The organism is Vibrio sp. C8 (assembly GCF_054051265.1).
Genome location: NZ_JBPAOE010000033.1, coordinates 179,784 through 204,905, shown reverse-complemented (window position 1 = coordinate 204,905; position 25,122 = coordinate 179,784). Strand labels below are relative to the sequence as shown.

The following is a 25,122-nucleotide window of genomic DNA, read 5'->3' as shown; positions in this document are numbered from 1 at the left end:
GATGAATACCACTACAAGGTTTGACGTATAAGGCCAAACCTTGTCGCGCGAGGGAATTGAAAACTTAGATCTGATGGTCTTTTAGGTGTTGTAAAAACCGCTCTGCTTGCATGAAACCTGTTATCCGCGCACTTGGTACTCTTTCGCCCTGACTGTTCCAAAATTCAATGGTAGGAAGCCCAAGGACGTCCATCTGTTTAAGCAATTCAATGTCTTGTGGTTGATTACGTGTTACATCGGCCTGTAGCAGTACGATGCCTTTCAGTTTCTGTTCAACATCTGGCTGGTGGAAGGTGTATTTCTCGAACTCTTTACACGCCACACACCAATCGGCGTAGAAGTCGAGCATCACTGGCTTACCCATTAATTGGGCTTTATCCAGTTCAGCGTTAAGTTCATCCACATTCGCAATGCGCTTGAAGCTTATGGTTGATTGCTGCTGCTCTGTGTGAGAGCCATTAAACCAGTAATTCAAAGCAGGCTGAGCTGAGGCCAGTAATCCAAGAATCGCAATGATACCTAGCGTACTTTGTTTCCAGCCACCAAAAGGTAAGCTGTTTTTAACATGATAGAGCCAAGCAAATGCAGTGAAGCCCAGAGCAGACCAAAGCGCCGTAGCCCAGATTTCTGGCAGTAATCGTTCCAGCAGAAAGATAGGTGCCGCAAGAAGAATGAAACCAAAGGCGGTTTTTACTTTGCCCATCCAAGCTCCCGCTTTCGGCAATAAGCGGTTACCAAAGACAGCAACTAGAATCAACGGAATACCCATGCCGATAGCCAGAGCATAAAGTGTTATGCCACCTGTGAGTAAATCACCACTTTGCGCCACATAGAGCAGGGCTCCTGAAAGTGGTGCGGTTGTGCACGGTGAACACACTAAGCCAGAAATTGCCCCCATAGCAAAAACGCCAGCGAGGCGGCCTCCCTGTTGCTGATTACTCAGATTGCTTAGCCAAGTCTGCACTGAGCTTGGCAATTGCAGTGTGTACAAGCCAAACATTGACAGTGCCAGCAACACAAACATTGCGCTCAGACCAATCAAAACATAAGGGTGTTGCAGAGCAGCTTGGAACTGCAAACCAGCAGAAGCAACAATCAAACCTAACAGAGTGTAGGTCAGCGCCATACCTTGAACGTAAACCACGCTCAATAACAAGGTTCGTTTATGAGTTAGCTGTCCATTACCTAAAACGATGCCTGTCAAAATAGGATACATAGGCAACACACATGGTGTAAAAGCCAAGCCAACACCTAACGCTAAGAACAGCAAAGGCGTCCACCAGTTTTGCGCCAGTTTGCCTGCTAACGAGTCTTGTTCTGAAACTGGTGCGTTGCTAATACCTACAGATTGAGGATTGTTATTTTGCTCGGTGGCAGTATTCTCAGAACCAACCGATTGTGAAAAGTCGAACTTACTGATCTCCACTACTCGTGTCTCTGGTGGATAGCAGAATCCTGCTTTAGCACATCCCTGATATTGAATGATAATACGAGCACCGAGCTGGTAGTTACTCAATGGTAGAACAATAGAAAGTGGTGTGGTGTAGATGGTGACATCACCGAAGAATTCATCATGGTAAGGTTCGCCATCAACCAGTTCATAGTCACCTAATATGACGTTTTCAGCACTGATTGTGATGCGATCTTGATATAAGTAGTAGCCATCTTTTACTTGCCAGTCAACGAAAAGGCGATCGCCTTGCTGGAAGGTATTAAACGGGAAAGCCTGATCGACAGGAACAAACTTATTGCCGTCATTACTCACCGAAAGCGTATTGTTGTTACCGAATACAGCAAAGGCTGAATGGCTAAATACAGACAGTGTCAGTAGCAAAAAATAGAAAAATTTACGTATCATCTAATCAATTTCTGGTTGAGAGTGAATGGCACAGGCGACAACTTATTGTGCCATATTAACTCAATCAGACCGAGATGAGAGCGAATAAGTTTCATCGAAGTAATACAAAACCCGCGAATTCATCCAACGCAAGGTTGTGCGAATATCGCGGGTTTTCTTTTCTGGCTTTTAACAGACTAGTAAGAACTAGATGAACAGTCCGCCAAATAGGAAGCCGAATGTTACTGCTGAAGCAATTGTTGCCACACCTGGAATGAAGAATGGGTGGTTGAACACATACTTACCAATGCGCGTTGAACCTGTGTCATCCATCTCAACCGCAGCAAGTAGCGTTGGGTAAGTTGGCAATACGAACAAAGCACTGACCGCAGCGAAAGACGCAACTGCTGTAAGAGGAGCCACACCAATAGCAAGAGCCGCAGGCATTAGCGCCACTGTAGTTGCACCTTGCGAGTAAAGCAGCATAGAAGCAAAGAACAATACGATAGCCAGCATCCAAGGGTTGTCAGCCAATAGTGCGCCAGCGACATCTTTAATGTCTGCAACGTGAGCATTAACGAAGGTTGAACCTAACCAAGCCACACCCAGTACACACACACATGCAGTCATACCTGAACGGAATGTTGGTGCACTTGAAATTTTCGCTGCGTCAATCTTAGTAACTAATACGATCAGTGCTGCTGCTGCCAGCATTACTGTCATGATCGCTTCGTTCCGGCCTAAAGCTGGGTTTTCAATCAAACCAACAGATTTAGAGATCGCTGCTGCATAACAAACAACGAAACCGATAGCCGCCAAGAAAATGTAAGTCGCTGTTTTTGCTGTTGGCAAAATAGTACGTTGCTGTTTGTCGGCAAGTTTAATCAAGCCTTTCTCTAAACGGTCTTGATAAACAGGATCATTTTTCAACTCACCGCCCATGAAGTTAGATACAAGTGCACCCACCATACAAGCCGCAAACGTTGTTGGAATACACACAGCTAAAAGCGTTAAGTAATCAACGCCAAACGGAGTAAGCATTGCTGCAAAAGCAACAACCGCCGCAGAAATTGGAGAAGCCGTGATAGCGATTTGTGATGCAACAACAGCAATAGAAAGAGGGCGGGATGGACGAACCCCTTGTCCTTTTGCAACTTCAGCGATCACTGGAAGAGTTGAGAATGCGGTATGACCGGTACCTGCCATCAACGTCATGATGAAAGTTACGATCGGCGCATAAAACGTAATGCGTTGTGGATTTTTGCGCAGGAAGTTTTCTGCAATTTGTACTAGCCAATCCATACCACCAGCCACCTGCATCGCAGCAATTGCTGTGATCACTGACATGATGATAAGAATAACGTCAACCGGGATGAATGCTTGGCTAGTTGGTACACCAAGACCCAGAGAAAGCGCAATAACACCTGCACCACCTGCTAAGCCAATACCAATGCCGCCAATGCGTGCACCTAGAAAGATGAAGAGAAGAACGACTAATAGCTCGACCCAAACCATAGTGATACCTCGTTTAGTAAATGAAAAAGAAATATTGGTTTGCAGTCCGTTGCAGTTATTTTTATCAACTATTTTTACAGTTTTTACTAGAAAAGGTTCCTTATCAGAACCCTTTGTTTGAATCACTTATTCGTAGCGTTCCGCTTTATACTGCGGACGCATGAGGTTTTCAACTGAGAAAATGTTATCTAGCTCTTCTGCTGTCAGTAATCCGCGATCGAGTACAACTTATCGGGCGATCTTACCTGTTTCGGCGCAGACTTTTCCTACAACACTCTTGTTGCTAAGAAGCGGAAAGTAATCCCAAACGTTCTCTAACAACCGTTTCGCATTTCTCTATTTGTGTTACGTCTCTAGGAATAATCAGTACCGTATCGTTCCCACCTATTGTGCCTAGTATTTCGCTATGAGGGTCTATATCAACAAGACGAGCGACCAGTTGAGCACTGCCGGGATGCGTTTTGACAATGACATTAGATTGATTATGTGTAATTAACTCGATTTGCGAGGAGATAGATGATTCGATGCGAACAGGAGCGGTTTCAACGGTAATACAGTAGACCTTTTTACCGCAGGCGTTTTGTACTTTTACAACACCTAACTGTGATAACAGGCGAGATACTGTAGATTGGCTGATACCTATGTAACCGATTTCGACAAGCTTCTCACGTAACTCATTCTGGTTGGTGAAGCTTTGTTGATGTAATAAACGCTTACAAGCATTAGCTAATGAGTCATCTTCGGATTCAAATGTAACTAATGGAATGTGTCTATTCACGGGTAACTCCTCATCTAACTACGCTCTCGCGTGGAAAATAGTGGTCATCCCTTTTCTGCTACACACTCAGATCCTTAGAGTGACTATGGTATCTAATGAGCAAATCATTAGGTCCAGATGTATCCTTATTCAAAGAAAATTGCTTACGCATATTATTTTGAAAACTTATCGATGAGCAGAGTAGCATCGATGAATAATTGGGTTTTTGAATAAGATCACCAAATAAAAAACTATTAATTTAATGATAATTTGGATAATTATGTTGATTTTGAAAGATTATGCATATGAGGAAGACGTGTAAAAACACACAGTGTTTAGTGTTGGTCTGAACACTGTGTGGTTGTGGGTTCTATTTTGATTCAGTCATTATTTCCCGAGAGAATACTTTTTCACAATAATGGCATTTTAACTGCACATTTTTTCCTTTTTTAAAGACGTTAAATTGACTATCGACCGGCTCTCCATGCGAGATACAGTTACTGTTTGGGCAGCTAAATATTCCCGTAATCTGTTCAGGTAGAGTCAATTTCAGTTTATTGACCACCATATAGTTCTCAATTTGATTGACGGTGGCATTAGGGGCATACAAAGCCAATTGATTTGCCTGATTTTTGCTAAGGTAAACATTTTCAATTTTTATCAGATCTTTTTGTGCGAGTTCTGATGAAGGTAAGTTCAAACCAATGGTAATACGTTGATTTGTTTCATTGAGCTTGAACAGAGATAATATTTTGACCCCCAGATTTGCAGGGATGTGGTCGATGACAGAACCGTTACGAATGGCTTCAACTTGCAATTGATGTTTCTTAGTCATGATGTGTCTCCTGCATTTAAATCGTTTCGTTGAGAACTAGAGCTAAAAGGGCTTCGCGAGCGTAGACCCCATTTTCTGCTTGCTGAAAGTAGTAGGCATAAGGTGTTCTATCGACATCGGTCGTAATTTCGTCGACGCGTGGAAGTGGATGCAGAATTTTCAAATTTTCGCGAGCTTCTGCTAACGTATCAGCCGTCAAAATAAACGCGGACTTGATGTGTGCGTATTCAGATTCGTCAAAACGCTCTTTTTGCACGCGAGTCATATATAAGATGTCTAACTCGGGAACGACGTCTTCAATACTGTTATGCAAGCTGAACTGTATTCCTTGTTCTTCCAACTCTTGACAGATGTATTCAGGCATCGCAAGTACTTCTGGCGCGATGAAGAAGAATCTTACGTTATTAAACTTCGCTAGAGCTTGGGTTAGAGAGTGAACGGTACGTCCGTACTTTAGATCTCCAACAAGAGCGATATTTAAGTTGTCCAGATGCCCTTGGGTTTCATAAATTGAAAACAGGTCTAACAGTGTTTGAGTGGGATGTTGGTTTGCTCCATCACCACCATTTACGATTGGCACACCGTTAGAAAACTCTGCAGCTAAGCGTGCAGCACCCTCTTGGGGATGACGCATAACAAATGCGTCCACATAAGAAGAAATGACTCGAACTGAATCTGCAAGCGTTTCCCCTTTCTTGGCCAACGAAGTATTTCCACCATTGTCGAAACCAATCACACTTCCTCCCAAGCGCTCAACGGCTGTCTCAAAAGAGAGGCGTGTACGAGTTGATGGCTCAAAAAAACAGCTCGCGACGACTTTATTCTTTAACAATGTAGGATTGGGGTCAGCTTTTAATCTTGCTGCCGTGTCCACGATGAGTTCTAGTTCACTTCGAGTAAGCTCTGGAATCGAGATGATGTGTCGGTTAAATAACGAATGCGCCATAACGTTTGTTCCTTTTTGAGTTTTATACGCTTCATCATGAGAGCGAAATTTAAGTAAAAAAAAGCCCCCTAAAATAGGAGGCTAGAAATTGGATAAAAACGGAAAAACAAAACAGGATATCCCGTCTGATTCAGACGAGAGTTGCAACACGATAGTAAGAAAAAATTGCTCATGTCATGCCTCCGATTAAAAATTTTTGAGGATTATACGGACAAAAATAGCGCTTTCAATGATTTGGCAAAAATATCCAGAAAATGGATTTTTATGCGAAAATGCCTTCATGTTTGAAACATATGGCAGCACATTGGTGCTACTATTCTCCCGGGTGACAACTTGCGTTTAGGCTTTGGAAAATAATGCGAGCTTTATTCAGCTCGCATTGGGGTAAGTGAAATAGCTCACTTGGGGACTAATCGCCCAAAGTTGAAACCATTACGGCTTTTATGGTGTGCATGCGGTTTTCTGCTTCGTCAAACACAATAGAATGATCAGATTCAATGACCTCGTTGGTGACTTCAACACCATCTTTTAAAACAGGGTATTCACGCGCTAGTTCTTTGCCGACCGTTGTGTCTTCACCGTGAAATGCTGGTAAACAATGCATAAATTTCACATGTGGGTTACCTGTTGCTTTAAGCATTCCCATATTGACCTGATAAGGCAGCATCAGGTCAATACGTTCAGCCCATGCTTCTTTGGCTTCACCCATAGAGACCCACACATCTGTGTAAAGGAAATCACATCCCATAACGCCTTCATTAACATCGTCTGTTAATGTGATTTTTGCACCGGTATCTTTCGCAATAGATCGGCAGGTTTCAACAAGTTCTTCTGTTGGCCAGAACTGTTTTGGTGCGACAAGGCGAATATCCATGCCCATTTTCGCCGCACCAACCATGAGAGAATTACCCATGTTGTTTCTAGCATCACCAAGATAAGCGAACTTAATTTCATGAAGCTGTTTACCGCGTCCATGTTCTAGCATGGTCATAAAATCAGCAAGAATTTGGGTTGGATGGAATTCATCAGTTAGCCCGTTCCACACTGGAACACCAGCGTATTTGCCAAGTTCTTCTACAATACTTTGGCCAAAGCCTCTGTATTCAATACCGTCGTACATACGGCCCAGTACTCGAGCTGTGTCTTTCATTGATTCTTTGTGACCAATTTGTGAGCCAGAAGGACCAAGGTAAGAGACTTGAGCTCCTTGATCGAAAGCCGCGACTTCGAATGCACATCGTGTTCTGGTTGAGGTTTTTTCAAAGATCAGAGCGATGTTTTTTCCTTTTAAACGCGGTTGTTCATAGCCGTTATATTTGGCTTTTTTGAGTTCCACGGCTAAATCCAACATGTGTTGAATTTCGCGTGGAGTGAAGTCTAGTAATTTTAGGAAGTTACGATTGCGTAGGTTAAAAGCCATGATGTTATCCTCTTATTCGAGCTGTTACTTGATTGAAGTAACAGCTCGAATAATCATTAAGTTATTTTGTTAATTTGTTTTTAGTCACGAGTAATATTGGTTCCCGCTTCACCTTGTAAAATTCGAAGGCCATCTTCTAAAGCGCCAATACCTACGACGGTGCCGCCTTGTTTGATGAATTCACAAGAGGCTTCAATTTTGGGACCCATTGAACCTTCATCAAATTGGTAATGAGATAGTTCACTTGGTGTTGTGCTGCGTAAGGCTGTTTGAGTTGGCGTCCCCCAATTCAAATAGACAGCATCTGCATCGGTCAGAATTAACAGCGCATCAGCTCCAATCTGTTTCGCAAGGAATGCAGCAGACATATCTTTATCAATGACGGCCTCTACTCCTATCAGCTTTCCGTTCTCTCGTTTGACCGGAATACCGCCGCCGCCAGTGCAGATTACTAAGTGTCCTTGGTTAATTAACTGAGTGATGGCTTCATGTTCAATGATTCCAGTTGGTTTTGGACTTGGAACCACTCTGCGAAAGTGGCTACCATCAGGTTTCACTGTCCAACAGTATTTTTCTGCTAATTCACGGGCTTCCGCTTCTTGGTAAATAGGGCCAATAGGCTTCGTTGGGTTAATAAATGCAGGATCTTTGGGATCAACTGTCATCTGAGTAAGCATGCAAGTGACATTTCTCTCTGGTAACCGATTTTTGAACTCCTGCATTAGCATGTAGCCAATCATGCCTTGTGTTTCACTACCTAAAACATCAAGTGGATAAGGGTTTACTTTCTTGTATTCCAGTCCCTGTAGCGCTAGGAGCCCAACCTGAGGGCCATTGCCATGCACTAATACCACGTTATATTCCTGAGCTATTTCAGAAATCGTTTTGACGGCGATTTCAATATTGTGGCGTTGAATGTCTGCTTCTAAAGGCTCACCCCGACGGAGTAAGGCATTGCCACCTAAAGCGACGACGACTGTTTGTTTAGTCATGAGTTATTATCCTTGTGCTTAGGTTGTGGTAGGGATAAACGCCCCACAACCCGAATTTAATGATTAGATATCGTCACGTTCAATTGGGCAGCTCATACAGCGAGCGCCGCCACGACCACGGCCTAACTCATCTCCAGGAATAGGCAACACTGTGATACCTGCTTTATCGTATTTCTCATTGGTATAGGTATTTCGTTCGTAACCAATCACAACACCAGGACGCACGGTTAGAACATTGTTCGCATCGTTCCACTGTTCGCGTTCTGCTTCAAAACTGTCTCCACCTGTAGTGATCATGTTTAACTTGTCGATGCCTAATGCAATTTCAATGGTGTGAATGTAGGAGTCTTTCTGAGTTGCTTTTACTCTTCCTGATTCATCGCCTGTTAAGCTCCAGCAATTCACATCATCAGGAATTACATTGGGATACACAGAGAATGTATCTTCACGCATGTGTGTCATTACCGTATCCAAGTGCATGCATGAGCGATCTTTTGGCAGTTCTAGAGCAATCACTTCTTTCGCTTGTCCGTGTTTAAATAGGGATGATGCTAGTTGTTCAACCCCTTGAGGTGTCGTGCGTTCTGACATACCAATCAAAACAGCGCCACGACCAATAACGAGAACATCACCGCCTTCAATTGTAGATTTGTCGTAGCTATGTTCTTCATCACCGAAGTACTTAACAAAATCTTGACCTGCGAAAGTTGGATGCCAGCGATAAATTGCGCGTAAGTGATTCGTTTCTCTTTGACGAGCGACTTTAGCCATCGGGTTGATTGAAACACCGCCATAAACCCAGCAAGAGGTATCACGGGTAAACAAGTGATTTGGCAATGGCTTAATAATGAAGTCATTGGTTTTATTCATTTGCTGAATAAAGGAAGATGACTTCATAGGCATCTCACCGAATGAAAGTCCACCCGTGAGTATTTTGGCTAATTCGATAGTTGGAAGATCATTTAGATAACAGCGAAGGTCGTTGGCAAACGTTGGACCGAAGCGATAGTCAGAAATTTGCGTGTTGAGTAGCCATTCTTTGGCTTCAGGAACGTCCAATGTTTCAGCGAGCAAATTAGTGAGTAGCAGTACTTCAACACCTTCGTTACGTAGAGTATTGGCAAAAATATCGTGTTCTTTACCCGCACGTTCGATATCCAATACATCATCAAACAGTAAATCATGGCAGTTTGATGGAGTTAAATGACAGAGCGCACGTCTTGGGCGATGAATTAATACACGACGTAGCTGACCGATTTCTGAACCTACATATAACTTACTCATAATCGTATCTCTCTATATTCTTTGTTTCCAATCCTATTAAATACATAATTATTTAATAGCGTTTATAGGGTGTTTATAATTAGTTTTTTCTTTGTTCTGATATTTATATTACGGTGGGCTTTCTACCTTTCTTGGATATTAATCACAAATTGTTATTTATGGATTTATTGTGGTTGAAAAGTGTTTTTAACAAAAATTATTCATTTTGTTTTTCTATTTTTGTTTGGGTAAATGAAGTGATTTAATGAAAAATAAGTCGATTTACTCATTGGCGAACACATGTATTTATCTATTGTGTATATGCGTGCGGTGAATCAATGGGAATTTTATTCACTGTTCTAGACGTCTTTTGCATGGTTTTTTTATTTTTATATGCAGGAAATCAGAGTAGCTAGTTACTTCTTTAGTCTTTATTTTTTGTTTGTTAACAAAATAAATTGATGAAATTTGATCTAAAGCAAGTTGTTTTTTAGGTGTGTGTTAGAGTGGTTTTTATCTTCGGATTACTTTTTGTATTCTATTAATTATAAAAAGTAATCTCACAATTATTGTGATAAATATATTTAGAATAATATTTCCGATATGTGTGCTAATTATCCCGAATATCAAATTGTCTTTTAAAAAAGGATGGAAGTGAATGAACGACGTTGTAGGACAGATGCAAGTTGCCTCGCTGGCAAAGGGGCTATCAGCATGCTTGATATCTGAATGACAGGAGTCGTATTTATTTGAGCCGCCTTGTTTAAGAGAAATTGCGGCAATAAATATAAGTGGGAGTGTTGGAGGGCGCTAACGCATTGACGTGAAGTCTCTACATTCGGCAATAAAAAAGCCGCGCTTAGCGCGGCTGATGGGGCAGGAAAGCTCTACAGGAAAACACCAATGCTTAGTGTAGCCATAATTAAAATACACAGAATACCCAATAAAGGTGCAACCCATTTTATCCAACGAACATAAGGAACACGCGCGATTGCTAAACCACCCATAACAACAGCTGAGGTTGGAGTGATGAGGTTCACAATCCCCGATGCTGATTGGTAAGCGGTGACTACCAACTCTCTTCCTACTCCAGCAAAATCGGCTAGTGGAGCCATGATAGGCATGGTTAGCACCGCTAAGCCTGATGATGACGGGACAAGGAAAGAGAGTAGAATTTCTAATAAATACATTACGTTGATGAAAATTACTGAAGAAAGCCCAGTCACTGCTTGTTCAGCAGAGTTTAGGATAGTATCGGTAATCATTCCCTGATCCATTACTACGACTATCCCTCGAGCAATCCCAATAATTAATGCAACGCCTAGTAAATCTCGAGCTCCGTCTATAAAGCTACTAGTGAACTCTTCTTCACTCATGCGTGCTACCAAACCAATGATGATAGTGGCACCTAAGAACATGGCTGATATTTCTGCCATCCACCAACCTGCAACGGAAACACCATAAATCATCACACCGAATGCAGCGGCAAATATCGTTAGGATAAGCTTTCGAGTGCCAGTGAATTCGATAGACTCATCGCTTTGGTTCCCGAGGAAGTGCGCTTTGTTTTCCTCAAATTTGTCAAACACAATGGATTTTGTTTGGTCAGCTCGAACCATTTTTGCGTAACGCATAACGTAGAGCACGCAAACAACCCAGCCAGTGATAAGCATGGCGGCTCTTAACAAAATACCATCAGTAAACGGGATTCCTGCCGCATTGGCGGCAATAACCGTTGCAAATGGATTAATGGTTGAACCGAGAGTGCCAATGCCCGCGCCAAGTAGCACTGTTGCTGCAGCGACAACGGGGTCAAATCGTGCTGCCATCATGACAGGTACTAACAGGGTATAAAACGGTAGTGACTCTTCAGCCATACCATAGACAGTTCCTCCTGTGGCAAATAGGGCCATTAGGATTGGAATCATCAGTTCTTCTCTGCCTTCAAGGCGCGCGGTTACTCGTGCAATGCCCGCATCTATAGCTCCTGTCTTTGTCACAAGACCTAGAAAGCCACCAATAACTAAAATGAACAGTGATACGTCAATAGCTGCTGCTTCGTAGCTGTTATGATTGTAGAAGCCATCAATCGGTGCCATCAAAACATCAATGATTCCTTGAGGGTTTCCTTCGGTTGGCTGATATGTACCAGCAATAGGCACTTCTCGACCTAAATCTTCGTTCATGGTGCGTTCGTATTGTCCGGCAGGAACAACCCAAGTAAGGGCAGCTACGAGAGCAATTAATAAAAACAAGATTGTATAAGCAGAAGGAAATTTAAAGTTAGAAAAGAATCCACCTTTAGGTTCCGTAGATACAGTTTGGGTTGTCATAGCTATCTCCTTACATTTGGACCTATAATCCCAATGTTTTCAGTGGCTAAAATTATTATTCCCTATTTCAATAAATTGGATATTAAAATCTTATGAAGTAGTGAATTAATTACTACGCATTAGAAAAGTATTATTTTTTATTATAAAAATAATAAGTTTATTTATTTGTTGGGCTTTCAATTTGATTCTTATTGGGATTTTAATTTGGCTAGATATAACTAACTTTGCATTTCCTCACAAAACAATGGAGGAGGGATTTTGGAGAGAATATTTGAAAAATAGTTTCGGGGTATTTTGTTATATTTAATGAAATTCTATTCTTTAGTTTTGTTTGCTCTCTTTTTCTTTTGGCTTTTATTGTTTGCTTTTAAGAGTTTTATGGAATTTTATTCAAGGGTATGTAATTCAAGTTATTAGTAACTTTATTGATATGAATCAATTTAATTGTTATGGAAGAGAAAAAAGGAGCCTAAGCTCCTTTTTATACTAACAATGAACAGATAATTACTCGTAGCGTTTAGCTTTATATTGCGGGCGCATTAAGTTCTCTACAGAGAAAATGTCATCAAGTTCATCTTCCGTAAGTAGTCCACGCTCTAACACCACTTCTCGTACGCTCTTACCTGTTTCGGCACAGATTTTTCCTACAATGTCACCTTCATGGTGACCGATGTATGGGTTCAAGTAAGTCACGATACCGATAGAGTTAAACACGTAGTTTTCGCAAACTTCTTTATTGACCGTAATGCCGTCAATACATTTGTCGCGAAGGTTTACACACGCATTTGAAAGCAGTGAAATTGACTCAAACATCGCTTGAGCAATGACAGGCTCCATTACGTTCAACTGTAATTGACCGCCTTCCGCTGCAAAAGAGACAGTGTTGTCGTTACCAAGTACTTTAAAGCACACTTGGTTTACCACTTCTGGAACAACAGGGTTTACTTTCGCTGGCATGATTGAAGAACCAGCCTGAAGTTCAGGAAGGTTTAGCTCATTCAAACCCGCGCGAGGACCTGAAGAAAGCAGACGTAGGTCATTACAGATCTTAGACAGTTTCACTGCTAGGCGTTTTAGCGCGCCGTGGGTCATTACGTATGCACCACAGTCTGATGTCGCTTCGATAAGGTCTTCAGCAGGTACAACATCTAAACCTGTTACTTCTGCTAAGTGTTTTACTGCAAGTGCCTGGTAACCCGGTGCAGCGTTTAAGCCAGTACCGATTGCGGTTGCGCCTAGGTTGATTTCAAGCAATAGCTTAGAGGTGTATTCCAGAGCACGAATTTCTTCGTTCAATGTCACCGCCCAAGCATGGAATTCTTGACCAACGGTCATTGGTACAGCGTCTTGCAGCTGTGTACGACCCATCTTGATTACTGTAGTGAACTCTTGGCTCTTAAGTTCGAACGCGCCTTTCAAGTACTCAATCGCTTCAATCAGTTTTAGCACGCTGTTGTATACAGAAATGCGGAAACCTGTTGGGTAAGCACAGTTGGTTGATTGGCTGCGGTTTACGTGGTCATTTGGGTTAATGAACTGGTATTGGCCTTTTTCTTTGCCCATTAGCTCTAGCGCTAAGTTAGCAATGACTTCGTTGGTATTCATGTTGACTGAAGTACCAGCGCCGCCTTGGAATACATCTGTCGGGAATTGATCCATGCACTTACCTGTTTCAAGGATCACATCACACGCTTGAATGATGTAGTTAGCGACATCTTTTGGAATGACGGCTAATTCTTTGTTTGCCAGAGCGGCCGCTTTCTTGGTCATTACCATGCCACGAATGAACTCAGGAATATCTGAGATCGTTGCACTGGAAATGTTAAAGTTTTCAATTGCTCGGAGTGTATGGATACCGTAGTAGGCATCAGCAGGAACGTGACGTTGACCTAGTAGATCTTCTTCAATGCGATTGGCTGGTTGAGCTGTTTGTGTAGCTTCAAATAGAGTAGCCATAGTTGGATCCTTAGAGAATAATGCTATTGATATTGATTACAGTAAGCCGTATCTGTATTAAGAATCCATTCATCAGAATAATTGGCTGGAAAACCGTCCTGATATAGCAACGTATAATACTTAAGTTGGAATTAAAAAATAGGAGCTTCGTCACCTTTTATGTCAGTAGAAATCAAGTTTATGGTGAATGCGACCCTAAAACATGCAAAGTCTCTTGCCCGTGGATGGAAACACAGTTTTTCCCTTTGCGTTTAGAGCGATACATGGCTTGGTCTGCGTTTGAGAATGTTTGACTTGCATCAGGAGTCACTTCAGCCAAACCAATGCTGATTGTCACATCATAAAGTGTCCAGTTACTGATGTCCGTGGCTACACGCTGCATGAGTGCTTTCGCTTTTTCAAGATCGGTATGTTGGATCAGTACCGCAAACTCATCACCGCCAATTCGTGCAATAAAATCGGTATCGCGCAGCACCATACGTAGTTGGTTGGCAATGTACAGAATGACCTCATCACCAACGGTATGACCAAAGGTGTCGTTAATTTGCTTGAACGAGTCAATATCCAGTACAGCAAGGCAGCAAGGCGGATGATTGGCATAGCGTTGTTTCAAGCGGCATTGATATTGAAGGTTCTGGTCGAATTTCTTTTTGTTCCACAACGATGTGGCGGGGTCGCGCTCTGTACGTTCCTTGAGTGTGATAATGGTGTTGTGATGTTCGGAAATGTCACTAAACGAATAGACATAATATTGAATGTTTTTCAGTTTACCCAAAATTGCGTGTATTTCAGTTTGGCAAATGACTTCTTTATTATCGGTAGTGTGCAATGAGATGTGTCCTTGCCACATGCCGCGAATCGAAAGTTGTCTTTGAATCAGATTCTGTTTTGTTTGAGACTGAAAAAAATCAATGATATCGCTGCCATGCAATAAGCCTAGATCTCTGTTTACCAAATTACAAAAGCCAGTGTTAACTCTCAGTATTCTCATGTTTTTATCGGTCACAACTACTGCCATGCTGTTTTCTATCGCGTACTCGGCATAAGTTTGGTCTGCTTTTATCCGTCGAAACGCATCCATAAACATTGCAGTCATAATCGAGAGTAACCCCAGAAATAACCAAATCACGGAGGCTTCAATTTTAAGTTGTTTGGCTCTTTCAGAAAGTAGAGCTGAAATGGCAGATGTGGGATACATGGTGAGCATGGTTAACGTATTTTGTGAACCAAATAAAGGGCTACTGAAGCGTTGGAAAATATATAACCCTTTGTCTGTTAAAAAACTATTGCCAGAACTTTGGTTCTGTTGAACTGCTTGCCATACTTCGGCGTTTTCTGAGGCCAAATTATTCTCAGTTCGAGTCTGTATCAGATCACCAAACAATTTATTTTTGTCGCTGCTAATAATGTAGTAACCATGATTGTCAATGAAATCGATATTCAGCTTTTGAGTGTTGGAGGTGATCTGCTCGATGATGGTCATCACATCAAGATTGGCAACGAAGTATCCTTGCCTGACGGAGTTAGCAAGAATTGGGTAAATGATACGGTAACCCGGTTTGTAGGGAATGATAGGCTTGTTGTTCTCAAACTCTAAGTCAATACCGAAGTGACCTTGCTCGCCGTTTGCCAGTTTCTGGGCATAAAGGAAATAGTCACGATTGCTTTTGTTTTGTAGCCGATCATTAGGTACCACGTAGGGGTGAGACATGTTGGGCATATAATCAACCCGTATTACCTCATAGCCGTGGTTATCGATAAAGCGTAACTGATAGAATAATGTTGAGTTAAAGGCCGTTAGATACCATTGGCTTTCGAGATAATGACGCAATTGATGATCTCTGTTTACGGCGAAATCATTAAGCAGAGACGAATGGCTTAATTCATAAAAGGTCTGTTGGATTTGTGCGTGTGTTCGTCGAGCCTTAGAGTCTACGTACGAAAGAAATTGCAGTCCTTGAGCTTCTAGGTGAGAGATAAAAAACTGATGGGCTTTGTCTTTAAGATGAAAATAATAGGCGAGCGGAACTAGTGACAACACAAGCCACAACACAGTACCGGTTTTGATCGTGCTGACAATTCGCTTCATTATTTATGTTCTGGCTCAAAATCTACTTAAAAGGTAGTTGAGTCGAAGGCGCTTTTCCATTGCACTGGAGAATTGTTGACGCTAAGGTGTAGCAAAATAAGGAGGAGCCGTGTTTCCGATTTTACTCATTTTATTTATTGCTGTGCCTATTATCGAGATTGGCTTGTTTATTCAGGTCGGCGGTATGCTCGGCTTGTGGCCGACGATTGCCTTGGTTTTGATCACCGCGTTTGTTGGTGCTTCTTTAGTAAGAAGCCAAGGTTTGCAAACTCTGCTCACTGTTCAACAGCGCATGCAACGTGGTGAAATGCCAGCACAGCAAATTGTTGAAGGTGTGATGCTTGCGGTCGCGGGGGTTTTACTTCTTACTCCCGGCTTTATGACGGATGCGATGGGAATGTTGGTATTATTGCCAGCACCGCGTGCAATGATTGCTAAATACCTAATGAGCAAAGTGGTGGTGTCAAATTTGTCAGGTGGTTTTCATTCCAGCCATTTTGAGCGTGATCCTTACCGTCCGCATGATTCCCATCAGGGACATACCTTTGATGGTGAGTTCGAGAAAAAAGACGATGATGATGACCAGAACTCAAATCATCGCCTTCATTAATCATTACGTATTGCATCACGAATAAAAAAGCTCTGGTCTGTGCCAGAGCTTTTTTGATCATTCATTTTTACTCATAGAGTAGAGTGCGCTGAAATTACAGCGATCCTTCAAATCCCATTTGTCGCCATGCCTCAAACGCAATAATGGCAACAGCATTCGAAAGGTTCAGGCTGCGCGCATCTGGCATCATTGGAATACGGATACGCTGTTCCATTGGTAAACTCTCAATAACTTCGGCTGGAAGTCCGCGTGTTTCAGGACCGAAAAGTAGCACATCACCTTGTTGGAACTTGGCATCCACATGATGGCCTGTTGTTTTGGTGGTACAGGCGAAAATGCGGTAGTCGCCACGCTCAGCTAGGTAGTTCAGAAAGGCTTGATAGTCCTTATGACGAGTCACTCGTGCTAAGTCGTGATAATCCAGACCCGCACGGCGTACTTTTTTCTCTTCTAAATCAAAGCCCAGAGGTTCGATTAAGTGAAGGTTCGCACCACAGTTTGCGGATAAACGAATAATGTTTCCTGTGTTAGGGGCGATTTCTGGCTCGTACAGGGCAATATCAAACATAACGGTTAATTTCCTTATTAGGTTTGTGTAGTCACAAGACCTAATCTTTTGTGGTGGGACACTTAAATAAGGGGCGAGTATAAATCTCTCGCCCCATAATTCACAAGTTACAGTGAATCTTAATTAGATTGGCAAAGTAAACTGAACTTTTAAGCCATTGAGCGGGCTGCGGCTAGCTTCAATCACACCACTGTGCTGGCGAATGGCACTTTCGGTGATGGCTAAACCTAAACCTGTACCACCGCTGTGTCTGTCTCGCGCTGTTGAAACACGATAAAACGGGCGGAAAATTTGCGATAACTCGTCGTCTGGTACGCCATCTCCGTCATCTTCTACCGATACTGTTACCTGATTATCTGTGGCAGAAAAGTGAACCACGATCTTGTTTTTACTGTAATAAATAGCATTGCGAACGATGTTTTCTAACGCACTCATCAACAGTTTTGGGTTGCCAGAAATGGTGACATTAGGAATATCATCAAAATGCAGCTTTTTATTCATTTGTTCTGCTTCAAACTGAGCATCGTTAAGCAGTTCTTCCCACAGGCTACGCAGTGGTTGATCTTCATTACTGAGGTGACTGTTGGTCTGCATTCTTGACAGTTCGAGCAATTCACCAATCATCTGCTCTAAGCGCTGAGCTTCGGTGTCAATACGCTCTAGTTCGCTACTGGTACCTTGTTTGCGAGTTGCCAATGCGTTAGCCAGACGTAAGCGGGTAAGTGGAGAACGCAGCTCGTGGGATATATCAGAGAGTAGGCGCTGCTGACCAGAAATCATTAGATTTACAGCTTCAACCATTTGGTTGAAGCTGCGGCCAGCTTGACGAAACTCCATGGTTCCTTTCTCAAGATCTGGGTCTGCTTCAAACTGTCCACGCGCCACGCGCTGTGCTGCTTGCGCCAAACGTTGAGCCGGTTTACTCAGTGCCCATGCAAGCCATAACAGAAGCGGAGTACTAACCAACATGACCGCTAACAACAGTTGTATTGGTTTATCGAACAACTGAAGTAACAAAGGTGGGGGTTGATCCCAGCGAAAACCGACGTACAGCAACAGATTTTGTTTTGCGAACACAACAGGTACAGGGCCAGCAATCATGTATCGACCATACAGACGTTGTTGTGGTTTATCGATGGATTCAATACTGGACGCAAAGTTTTGCAGTGCTTTGTATTTGAAATCTGGACGTTCGCGAGCGGTTAATACGTTACCGTCTGAGTCAGTGACAAAGAAACGTGGTCGCTCATCTCGATCTTCATTATGCTTCATTGGTCTGAGACCGCGGTTCCCATTTCCCTCAAGGAACATCAGAATACGCGTGAGATTGGTTTCGTTTCTAAAACGATCTTCGAGCATCTCTTTTTGTACGATGATACGTTGGAGCATTTCTGGCGGTAAGTCGCGAGATTTTCGCGGGTCTAAATGGGGAATTGCCAATACGGCTAGCAACACCAAAAACATGGTGAGCCAGAATATGGTAAAGATGCGCCCATACAGATTGTTGAATGTGGGTAAACGCATTAATCCTCCATTACCATTAGGTAACCTCTTCCTCGAAGTGTTTTTATTCTCGCTTTTCCATCTGCGCGTTCTGGCAATTTTTTACGAAGGTTGGAGACATGCATGTCTATGGCACGGTCAAAGGCGGCTAACCTTTTTCCTAATACATCGAGGCTTAGATCTTCTTTGGTAATGGTGTTGCCCGGGTTTTGCACAAAGTGAGCTAATAGTGCGAACTCAGTGGAGGTAAGATCGAGCAATTCACCTAGGCAGTAAGCTTCTTGCTTACCCGGAAATACCTGAATATCTTGGCATTCAATCATGTCTGAATGTTTGTTTTGATGTTGTTGGGTACGACGCAACACGGCACGGATTCTTGCTAATAGCTCTCGGTCACTGAACGGTTTTGGTAAATAGTCATCCGCCCCCAGTTCTAAACCTATCACGCGGTCAATCTCTTCACCTTTGGCGGTGAGCATCAGTACGGGTGTCTGCCATTTTTCGCGTATTTTTTTTAGCGTTTCCATTCCGTTCAGTTTAGGCATCATGACATCGAGCAAAATTAAATCGACACTGTCATTTACTGCGTGTAGTCCTGCCTCTCCATCATTGGCTTCAGATACGTCAAACCCTTCATAGCTTAAAACTTCTTTCAGCAAGCTGGTTAGTTCTGTGTCGTCATCAATGAGTAGGATGTGTGCCATGGTTACCTCAAACTTTACGGACTGCTTATTCATGTTTACTGACAACCGTCGTTTTATATAAACCGTTCAATGTAAACGGTGGCTGCTGAATATAGTGTACTGTGAATTGAGCTCTAGGATCATGGTTAAACTCGCCCTTTACGATTATTTACGCTTCTCAAACACTGCTTTACATGCCAAGTCGTATTATAAATTTAAGCGCTGCACAGGCAGCCGATTCAAATCCAAACGAGAAGGAAAAGATTATGAAACTGGCAAAAAAAATGATCCTTGCAGCTGTTGTTCTTCCTATTACTTTAGGCTCAGCAGCGGTATTTGCCGCTGGTGGCGGTAAAGGTCCGGGCCGCGATTTTGGTGGTGACTGTGGACGTGGTGGCATGATGAACCAAGAAGTGTTTGCTCAACTGAATGTCACGCCTGAGCAGAAAGCAAAAATGGCAGAGCTTCGCCTAAACAAACGTGATGCGATGCGTTCACAGCGCAATGGCAAACGCTTAGAAATGCGTGCTTTGAAACAGCAAGAACGTGATTTGGTAATGTCATCAAACTTCGATGAAGCCGCAGCGAAAAAGTTGGCAGAACAAATGGTTCAACTTCGCGCAGAGCAACGTGTGGCGATGATGCAACATCGCAATGAGATGATGAACGTTTTAACTGCGGATCAAAAAACAAAACTGGCATCAATTCAACAAGATCGTATGAACGAATGTGTGTTGTTTGGACGAGGCGGTCCTAACGGTCAAGGTGGAAAAGGTGGTCAAGGCCCACGGAGCCAAGGCATGATGCGTGGCGGTCCTCAAGGTCAATCAATGGCACCTATGATGCAATAAGTCTCGCATTGAATGCGTGCAGTGATTCAAAGGCAGCTTCGGCTGCCTTTTCTCTTCTGGTTAAACCTTTGACTAATTTTATTCTCAAACAAGCATCCTGAGAGCTTTTAGGTATAATCAATGCATTGTTTGTTAAGGTAAGACGTTATGAAAAAGGAATACGCACGTTTAGTCACAATTGCTGCGTGGACAGCGACTTGTGTTGCGACCTTACTTTTGATCATTAAAGTGGCTGCGTGGTGGGTAACTGGTTCGGTCAGTTTGCTGGCATCGCTCATCGACTCAATGTTGGATATCGCCGCTTCCGTGGTAAACCTTGTGGTGCTGCGTTATTCACTTCAACCTGCTGACAGAGAACATGCATTTGGTCATGGTAAAGCTGAATCGTTGGCTGCACTTGCTCAAGCTATGTTTATCTCAGGTTCGGCCTGTTTCCTCATTCTTAATGGTGTCGATCGCTTTTTCCGCCCGCATGAATTGCAAACCCCTGAGTACGGTATTTACGTGAGTTTACTGGCGATCATCGTGACCTTTGGTCTGGTGCTTTTCCAGCGTCATGTGGTTAAGAAGACAGGCAGCCAGGCAATTGCTGCGGATTCACTGCATTATCAATCAGACCTATATATGAACGGCGCGATTATGATTGCATTAGGCCTAAGCTGGTTTGGCGTGACGCAAGCTGATGCGGTGTTTGCAATTGGTATCGGCTGTTTTATCCTATTCAGTGCTTATAAAATGGTGCAAGAAGCTATTCAAACCTTATTGGACAGACAACTTCCAGAAGAGGAAAGAGAGCAAATACGTCAGATTTCTCTGTCTGTAGAGGGTGTGATGGGGGTTCATGATCTGAGAACTCGCATGTCAGGGCCTGTGAGATTTATTCAGCTACACTTAGAGCTGGATGACAAGATGCCTTTGATTGAAGCGCATAGAATTGCAGACGTTGTCGATGATAAATTATGTAAAGCGTTTCCGGGAGCAGATGTATTGATTCACCAAGACCCGTACTCGTTAATGTTTGGTCCTGAGAGGAAACAAAAACTTCAACCGTGGTAGCGACAAAGCTTGTCAGATCGACTATATTTTTTTGCGGTATGAATAAAATGCACGAATCTGATGTGAATCAACGATGGGATAGTGCAAAACTGTAATACTGTTTCTGGGTAAAAAGCTTTATAGCAGCGCATGCTAAGCAAGTTAGTTCTTCTAACATACAAACATAATTACAAGATTCTGCTGTTCGAATACAATTTCGGGCAGCGCCAAAAATAGCTATACAAATTTCAAAAATATTGAGGGTGATCATGATTAAAAAGATCGGTGTTTTGACTAGTGGTGGCGATGCTCCGGGTATGAACGCGGCAATTCGCGGTGTAGTACGTACAGCGTTAAGCGCAGGCATTGAAGTCTATGGTATCTACGACGGTTACCACGGTCTATATGAAGACCGCATTAAGAAACTTGACCGTTCAAGTGTTTCTGATGTAATCAACCGTGGTGGTACTTTCTTAGGTTCAGCTCGTTTCCCCGAGTTCAAAGAAGTAGCAGTACGTGAAAAAGCTATCGAAAACTTGAATAAGCACGGCATCGAAGCGCTTGTTGTTATCGGTGGTGATGGTTCGTATATGGGTGCTAAGAAACTGACTGAAATGGGTTACCCATGTATCGGTCTTCCGGGCACAATTGATAACGATATCGCTGGTACTGATTACACTATCGGTTACTTAACAGCGCTTAACACTGTTATCGAATCTATTGACCGTCTACGTGACACTTCTTCATCTCACCAACGTATTTCTATCGTAGAAATCATGGGCCGTCATTGTGGTGATTTAACTCTGACATCTGCAATTGCGGGTGGCTGTGAGTACATCATTACTCCTGAAACAGGCTTAGATATGGATAGCCTGATTTCAAACATTCAAGACGGCATCAAGAAAGGTAAGAAGCATGCAATTATCGCTCTTACTGAATTGATGGTCGATGCAAATGTACTGGCTAAAGAGATCGAGAAAGCAACGAAGCGTGAAACTCGCGCAACAATTCTTGGTCACATCCAGCGTGGTGGTAAACCAACAGCGTTTGACCGCGTATTGGCTTCTCGTATGGGTAACTACGCAGTTCACCTATTAATGGAAGGCCACGGTGGTCGTTGTGTTGGTATTCAAAAAGAAGAATTGGTTCACCATGACATCATCGATGCGATTGAAAACATGCGTCGTCCAGTTCGTACAGATCTTTACAAAGTGGCTGAAGAGTTATTCTAAGCAACGTTTGAAGATAAAGATTGAACACAAAAAAGACCGCTAATGCGGTCTTTTTTTATGCTTAATTCTTAGAGAATAATGTCACGAATTTCTGCGTCTTTACGCTCTAGGTAGTGAATCGATTTAATACGACGAATAGTACGGCAACGACCACGAACCAACAGAGTTTCGGTTGTTGCAATATGACCTTTGCGCGAAATACCTTCCAGCAAATCGCCTTTAGTGATACCTGTCGCTGAGAAGATAATATTGTCACTGCGAGCCATATCTTCCATCTTCAGAACTACGTTTGCTTCAACACCCATTTGTTTGCAGCGTTCAAGTTCGCTTGCGCCCCAAATACGGTTGTCTTCTGTGTCTCCTTTCACTTGATGACGAGGAAGCAGACGTCCATGCATATCGCCGTCAAGAGCACGAATAACAGCAGCCGAAACCACACCTTCAGGTGCACCGCCGATGCAGTACATTGCATCCACTTCGCTATCTGGCATACATGTCAAAATAGAAGCTGCTACATCGCCGTCTGGCACCGCAAATACGCGAACACCCATCTGCTGCATTTCCGCTATTACTGCGTCGTGACGAGGTTTTGCAAGTGTTGTAACAACAAGCGTATCAAGTGATTTACCTAAAGCTTGAGCAATGTTTTCTAAGTTTTCTTTCAGCGGTTTATTCAGATCAATGCAGCCTTTCGCACCCGGACCAACAACCAGTTTTTCCATGTACATATCTGGCGCTTTCAAGAAACTGCCTTTTTCGCCAGCCGCAAGTACCGCTAGTGCATTCGATTGACCCATCGCCGTCATACGAGTGCCTTCGATTGGGTCAACGGCGATATCGACTTCATCACCACCTAAGCCAACCTTCTCGCCAATGAACAGCATAGGAGCATCGTCGATTTCCCCTTCACCAATAACAATTTCGCCTTGGATTTCTGTTTGATTCAGTAGTGTACGCATGACTTCTACGGCAGCGCCATCAGCAGCGTTTTTATCGCCGCGACCAAGCCATTTATAACCTGCTAGTGCAGCACCTTCTGTGACTCGGGAAAAAGCCATTGCTAAATCACGTTTCATTTTCACTCCAACTCAGAACGATAGGGGATAATTTTGGGCGGCATTCTAACATAATAGTAGGAAAACGTTTGCTAATTAGCCTAGCAGAGAGTTGTATTGGATCAAAAGATAGTGAGATTTAGCACGTTACTGGGTGTATTCCGAGCGAGCTGTAGTCACTTTCTTAGATGAAAGTTAGCGTAAGGTAAAATTGCGCTGTTTTTTTAAGCGAATAGCGAAAAAGATCGAATATAGTGAGTGTTTCTCTGGGCTGGGCTGAGTAGAATGGGGCAATCAGTGACGTTTTGTCCATTGCAACCGAATCAATAAAGGGTAAGTACCATGTCTTTTGAAGTACTAGAACAACTAGAAGCAAAAATTCAAACTGCGGTTGACACAATCGCTCTACTGCAAATGGAAGTTGAAGAGCTTAAAGAAGAGAAGCAAAAGCTAGTTGAAGAAGCGAATGAGTTAAAAGCAAACCACGAAGCTTCTATTCAAAAAGCACAACAAATTCAACAAGAGCACGACCAATGGCAAGAACGCATCCGTAATCTGCTTGGCAAAATGGATGATGTGGAATAAGCCTGCGCTTTTCACAAACAAAAAAACGCCGAAGATTATCGGCGTTTTTTATGTTTCGAATATCGAGTTAGAACAGCTTTGTTTGATGTTAGCGAGTAGGGCGAACACCTAAAGTATGGCAAAGCGCGTAAGTCATTTCTGCACGGTTTAGCGTATAGAAATGGAAGTCTTTTACGCCTTCGCGTGAAAGAACGCGAACCATGTCGATTGCCTGACTTGCACCTACTAGCTGGCGTGTCACAGGATCCTCTTCCAAACCTTCGAATTGTTTTGCCATCCAGCTTGGTACTTTCACATTGTTTTGCGCAGCAAAGCGTGATGCTTGAGCAAAGTTAGACACTGGCAGAATACCCGGTACGATTTCCACATCAATGCCTGCTGCAACACAGCGGTCACGAAAACGCAGGTAGCTTTCTACATCGAAGAAGAACTGAGTGATGGCGCGGTTCGCACCAGCATCGACTTTGCGTTTCAGGTTCAGTAAATCCGCTTGAGCACTTTTTGCTTCAGGGTGTACCTCTGGAAAAGCCGCTACTGAGATATCAAAATCGTGGCGAGATTTCAGTAACTCAACCAGATCGGATGCGTACATTTCAGGTTTGCCACCGCCAGGGGGAATGTCACCTCGCAGGGCCACAATGTTTTGAATGCCGTTTGCCCAGTAATCATCAGCGATGTTGATCAGCTCTTCACGAGAAGCATCAATACAAGTCAGGTGCGGCGCAGAAACAAGGCCAGTTTGGTCTTTGATTGCTTTGATGATCGAATGGGTTCGGTCACGTTCGCCAGAGTTTGCACCATAGGTTACAGAAACAAACTTAGGCTGAAGAGTTTTTAGACGGTGTACAGAGTTCCACAAGGTTTCTTCCATTTTTTCTGAACTTGGCGGAAAAAACTCAAAAGACACATTAATGTTAGAAAGTTCAGAAATATTCTGATTCAAAGCGTCAATATGGCCTGCGTGTGTGTATCCCATCTTTCTTCTCCTTGTAGCTCGCACTACAAACGCTGATATTCGGTTAAATTGACGTTTAGACGTCTATATGGCTACAGAATG

The 25,122-nt window shown here is 43.0% G+C and carries 21 protein-coding genes; 5 read left to right on the top strand and 16 right to left on the bottom strand.

The features are described from left to right. Positions 1–64: 64 nt before the first annotated feature. The 11 genes from ACRQQK_RS15210 to ACRQQK_RS15160 form a co-directional block, all read right to left on the bottom strand. Positions 65–1,855: a protein-disulfide reductase DsbD gene (locus ACRQQK_RS15210; protein ID WP_457512841.1), complete on the bottom strand. Its 1,791-nt coding sequence runs from the start codon at positions 1,853–1,855 to the stop codon at positions 65–67. Positions 1,856–2,044: 189 nt separating this feature from the next. Then, positions 2,045–3,352, bottom strand: coding sequence for an anaerobic C4-dicarboxylate transporter (locus tag ACRQQK_RS15205; protein ID WP_457512757.1), 1,308 nt, complete (start codon positions 3,350–3,352; stop codon positions 2,045–2,047). A 283-nt stretch (positions 3,353–3,635) separates the two neighbouring features. Next, the gene (locus tag ACRQQK_RS15200; protein WP_457512755.1) at positions 3,636–4,130 is read right to left on the bottom strand and encodes an arginine repressor; all 495 of its coding nucleotides are present in this window, start codon (positions 4,128–4,130) and stop codon (positions 3,636–3,638) included. A gap of 349 nt (positions 4,131–4,479) precedes the next feature. Beyond that, positions 4,480–4,944 carry an aspartate carbamoyltransferase regulatory subunit gene (gene pyrI / locus ACRQQK_RS15195; RefSeq protein ID WP_457512753.1) on the bottom strand — a complete coding sequence of 155 codons (465 nt, stop codon included), beginning with the start codon at positions 4,942–4,944 and terminating at the stop codon, positions 4,480–4,482. A gap of 16 nt (positions 4,945–4,960) precedes the next feature. Further along, positions 4,961–5,890, bottom strand: a complete 930-nt coding sequence (gene pyrB, locus ACRQQK_RS15190; protein ID WP_457512751.1) for an aspartate carbamoyltransferase — start codon at positions 5,888–5,890, stop codon at positions 4,961–4,963. Positions 5,891–6,299: 409 nt separating this feature from the next. Further along, positions 6,300–7,310 carry an ornithine carbamoyltransferase gene (locus tag ACRQQK_RS15185; RefSeq protein WP_102987288.1) on the bottom strand — a complete coding sequence of 337 codons (1,011 nt, stop codon included), beginning with the start codon at positions 7,308–7,310 and terminating at the stop codon, positions 6,300–6,302. An 80-nt stretch (positions 7,311–7,390) separates the two neighbouring features. Further along, a complete protein-coding gene (gene arcC / locus ACRQQK_RS15180) occupies positions 7,391–8,302 on the bottom strand; it encodes a carbamate kinase (RefSeq protein ID WP_042484915.1) in 912 nt (303 codons plus the stop codon). Positions 8,303–8,365: 63 nt separating this feature from the next. Beyond that, positions 8,366–9,586 (bottom strand): arginine deiminase, encoded by a 1,221-nt coding sequence (gene arcA, locus ACRQQK_RS15175; RefSeq protein WP_042484918.1) that lies wholly within the window; start codon positions 9,584–9,586, stop codon positions 8,366–8,368. Positions 9,587–10,452: 866 nt separating this feature from the next. Beyond that, the gene (locus ACRQQK_RS15170; protein ID WP_457512748.1) at positions 10,453–11,898 is read right to left on the bottom strand and encodes a YfcC family protein; all 1,446 of its coding nucleotides are present in this window, start codon (positions 11,896–11,898) and stop codon (positions 10,453–10,455) included. A gap of 504 nt (positions 11,899–12,402) precedes the next feature. Further along, entirely contained in the window at positions 12,403–13,854 is a 1,452-nt protein-coding gene (gene aspA, locus ACRQQK_RS15165; RefSeq protein WP_457512746.1) for an aspartate ammonia-lyase, read from the bottom strand. A gap of 178 nt (positions 13,855–14,032) precedes the next feature. Beyond that, positions 14,033–15,943, bottom strand: a complete 1,911-nt coding sequence (locus tag ACRQQK_RS15160; RefSeq protein ID WP_457512744.1) for a sensor domain-containing diguanylate cyclase — start codon at positions 15,941–15,943, stop codon at positions 14,033–14,035. Positions 15,944–16,052: 109 nt separating this feature from the next. On the opposite strand from ACRQQK_RS15160, the gene ACRQQK_RS15155 reads away from it, so the two are divergent. Next, positions 16,053–16,553 (top strand): FxsA family protein, encoded by a 501-nt coding sequence (locus tag ACRQQK_RS15155; RefSeq protein WP_102941239.1) that lies wholly within the window; start codon positions 16,053–16,055, stop codon positions 16,551–16,553. Positions 16,554–16,647: 94 nt separating this feature from the next. Here the strand turns inward: ACRQQK_RS15155 and ACRQQK_RS15150 are convergent, their stop codons facing one another. The 3 genes from ACRQQK_RS15150 to ACRQQK_RS15140 all read right to left on the bottom strand — a co-directional run bounded on the left by ACRQQK_RS15150 (position 16,648) and on the right by ACRQQK_RS15140 (position 19,328). Continuing rightward, positions 16,648–17,121, bottom strand: coding sequence for a tRNA (cytidine(34)-2'-O)-methyltransferase (locus ACRQQK_RS15150; protein ID WP_457512742.1), 474 nt, complete (start codon positions 17,119–17,121; stop codon positions 16,648–16,650). A gap of 123 nt (positions 17,122–17,244) precedes the next feature. After that, positions 17,245–18,645, bottom strand: coding sequence for an envelope stress sensor histidine kinase CpxA (gene cpxA, locus ACRQQK_RS15145; RefSeq protein ID WP_457512740.1), 1,401 nt, complete (start codon positions 18,643–18,645; stop codon positions 17,245–17,247). Continuing rightward, positions 18,645–19,328: a response regulator gene (locus ACRQQK_RS15140; RefSeq protein WP_457512738.1), complete on the bottom strand. Its 684-nt coding sequence runs from the start codon at positions 19,326–19,328 to the stop codon at positions 18,645–18,647. The genes cpxA and ACRQQK_RS15140 overlap by 1 nt, the downstream gene beginning before the upstream one ends. A 245-nt stretch (positions 19,329–19,573) precedes the next feature. On the opposite strand from ACRQQK_RS15140, the gene ACRQQK_RS15135 reads away from it, so the two are divergent. The 3 genes from ACRQQK_RS15135 (at position 19,574) to pfkA (ending at position 22,425) form a co-directional block, all read left to right on the top strand. Further along, on the top strand, positions 19,574–20,158 hold the full coding sequence (locus tag ACRQQK_RS15135; RefSeq protein WP_457512736.1) for a CpxP family protein: 585 nt from the start codon (positions 19,574–19,576) through the stop codon (positions 20,156–20,158). A gap of 147 nt (positions 20,159–20,305) precedes the next feature. Further along, complete coding sequence (gene fieF / locus ACRQQK_RS15130) at positions 20,306–21,214, top strand: CDF family cation-efflux transporter FieF (protein ID WP_042484942.1); 909 nt, start codon at positions 20,306–20,308, stop codon at positions 21,212–21,214. 248 nt (positions 21,215–21,462) lie between these two features. Continuing rightward, a complete protein-coding gene (gene pfkA / locus ACRQQK_RS15125) occupies positions 21,463–22,425 on the top strand; it encodes a 6-phosphofructokinase (RefSeq protein WP_042484945.1) in 963 nt (320 codons plus the stop codon). 68 nt (positions 22,426–22,493) lie between these two features. On the opposite strand, the gene glpX is transcribed toward pfkA, so the two are convergent. Next, complete coding sequence (gene glpX, locus ACRQQK_RS15120; protein WP_042484947.1) at positions 22,494–23,501, bottom strand: class II fructose-bisphosphatase; 1,008 nt, start codon at positions 23,499–23,501, stop codon at positions 22,494–22,496. 321 nt (positions 23,502–23,822) lie between these two features. Here glpX and zapB point away from each other — a divergent pair, with 321 nt between their 5' ends. Then, the gene (gene zapB, locus ACRQQK_RS15115) at positions 23,823–24,065 is read left to right on the top strand and encodes a cell division protein ZapB (protein WP_042484949.1); all 243 of its coding nucleotides are present in this window, start codon (positions 23,823–23,825) and stop codon (positions 24,063–24,065) included. 88 nt (positions 24,066–24,153) lie between these two features. Here the strand turns inward: zapB and metF are convergent, their stop codons facing one another. Continuing rightward, a complete protein-coding gene (gene metF / locus ACRQQK_RS15110) occupies positions 24,154–25,041 on the bottom strand; it encodes a methylenetetrahydrofolate reductase (protein ID WP_457512735.1) in 888 nt (295 codons plus the stop codon). Positions 25,042–25,122: the final 81 nt, after the last annotated feature.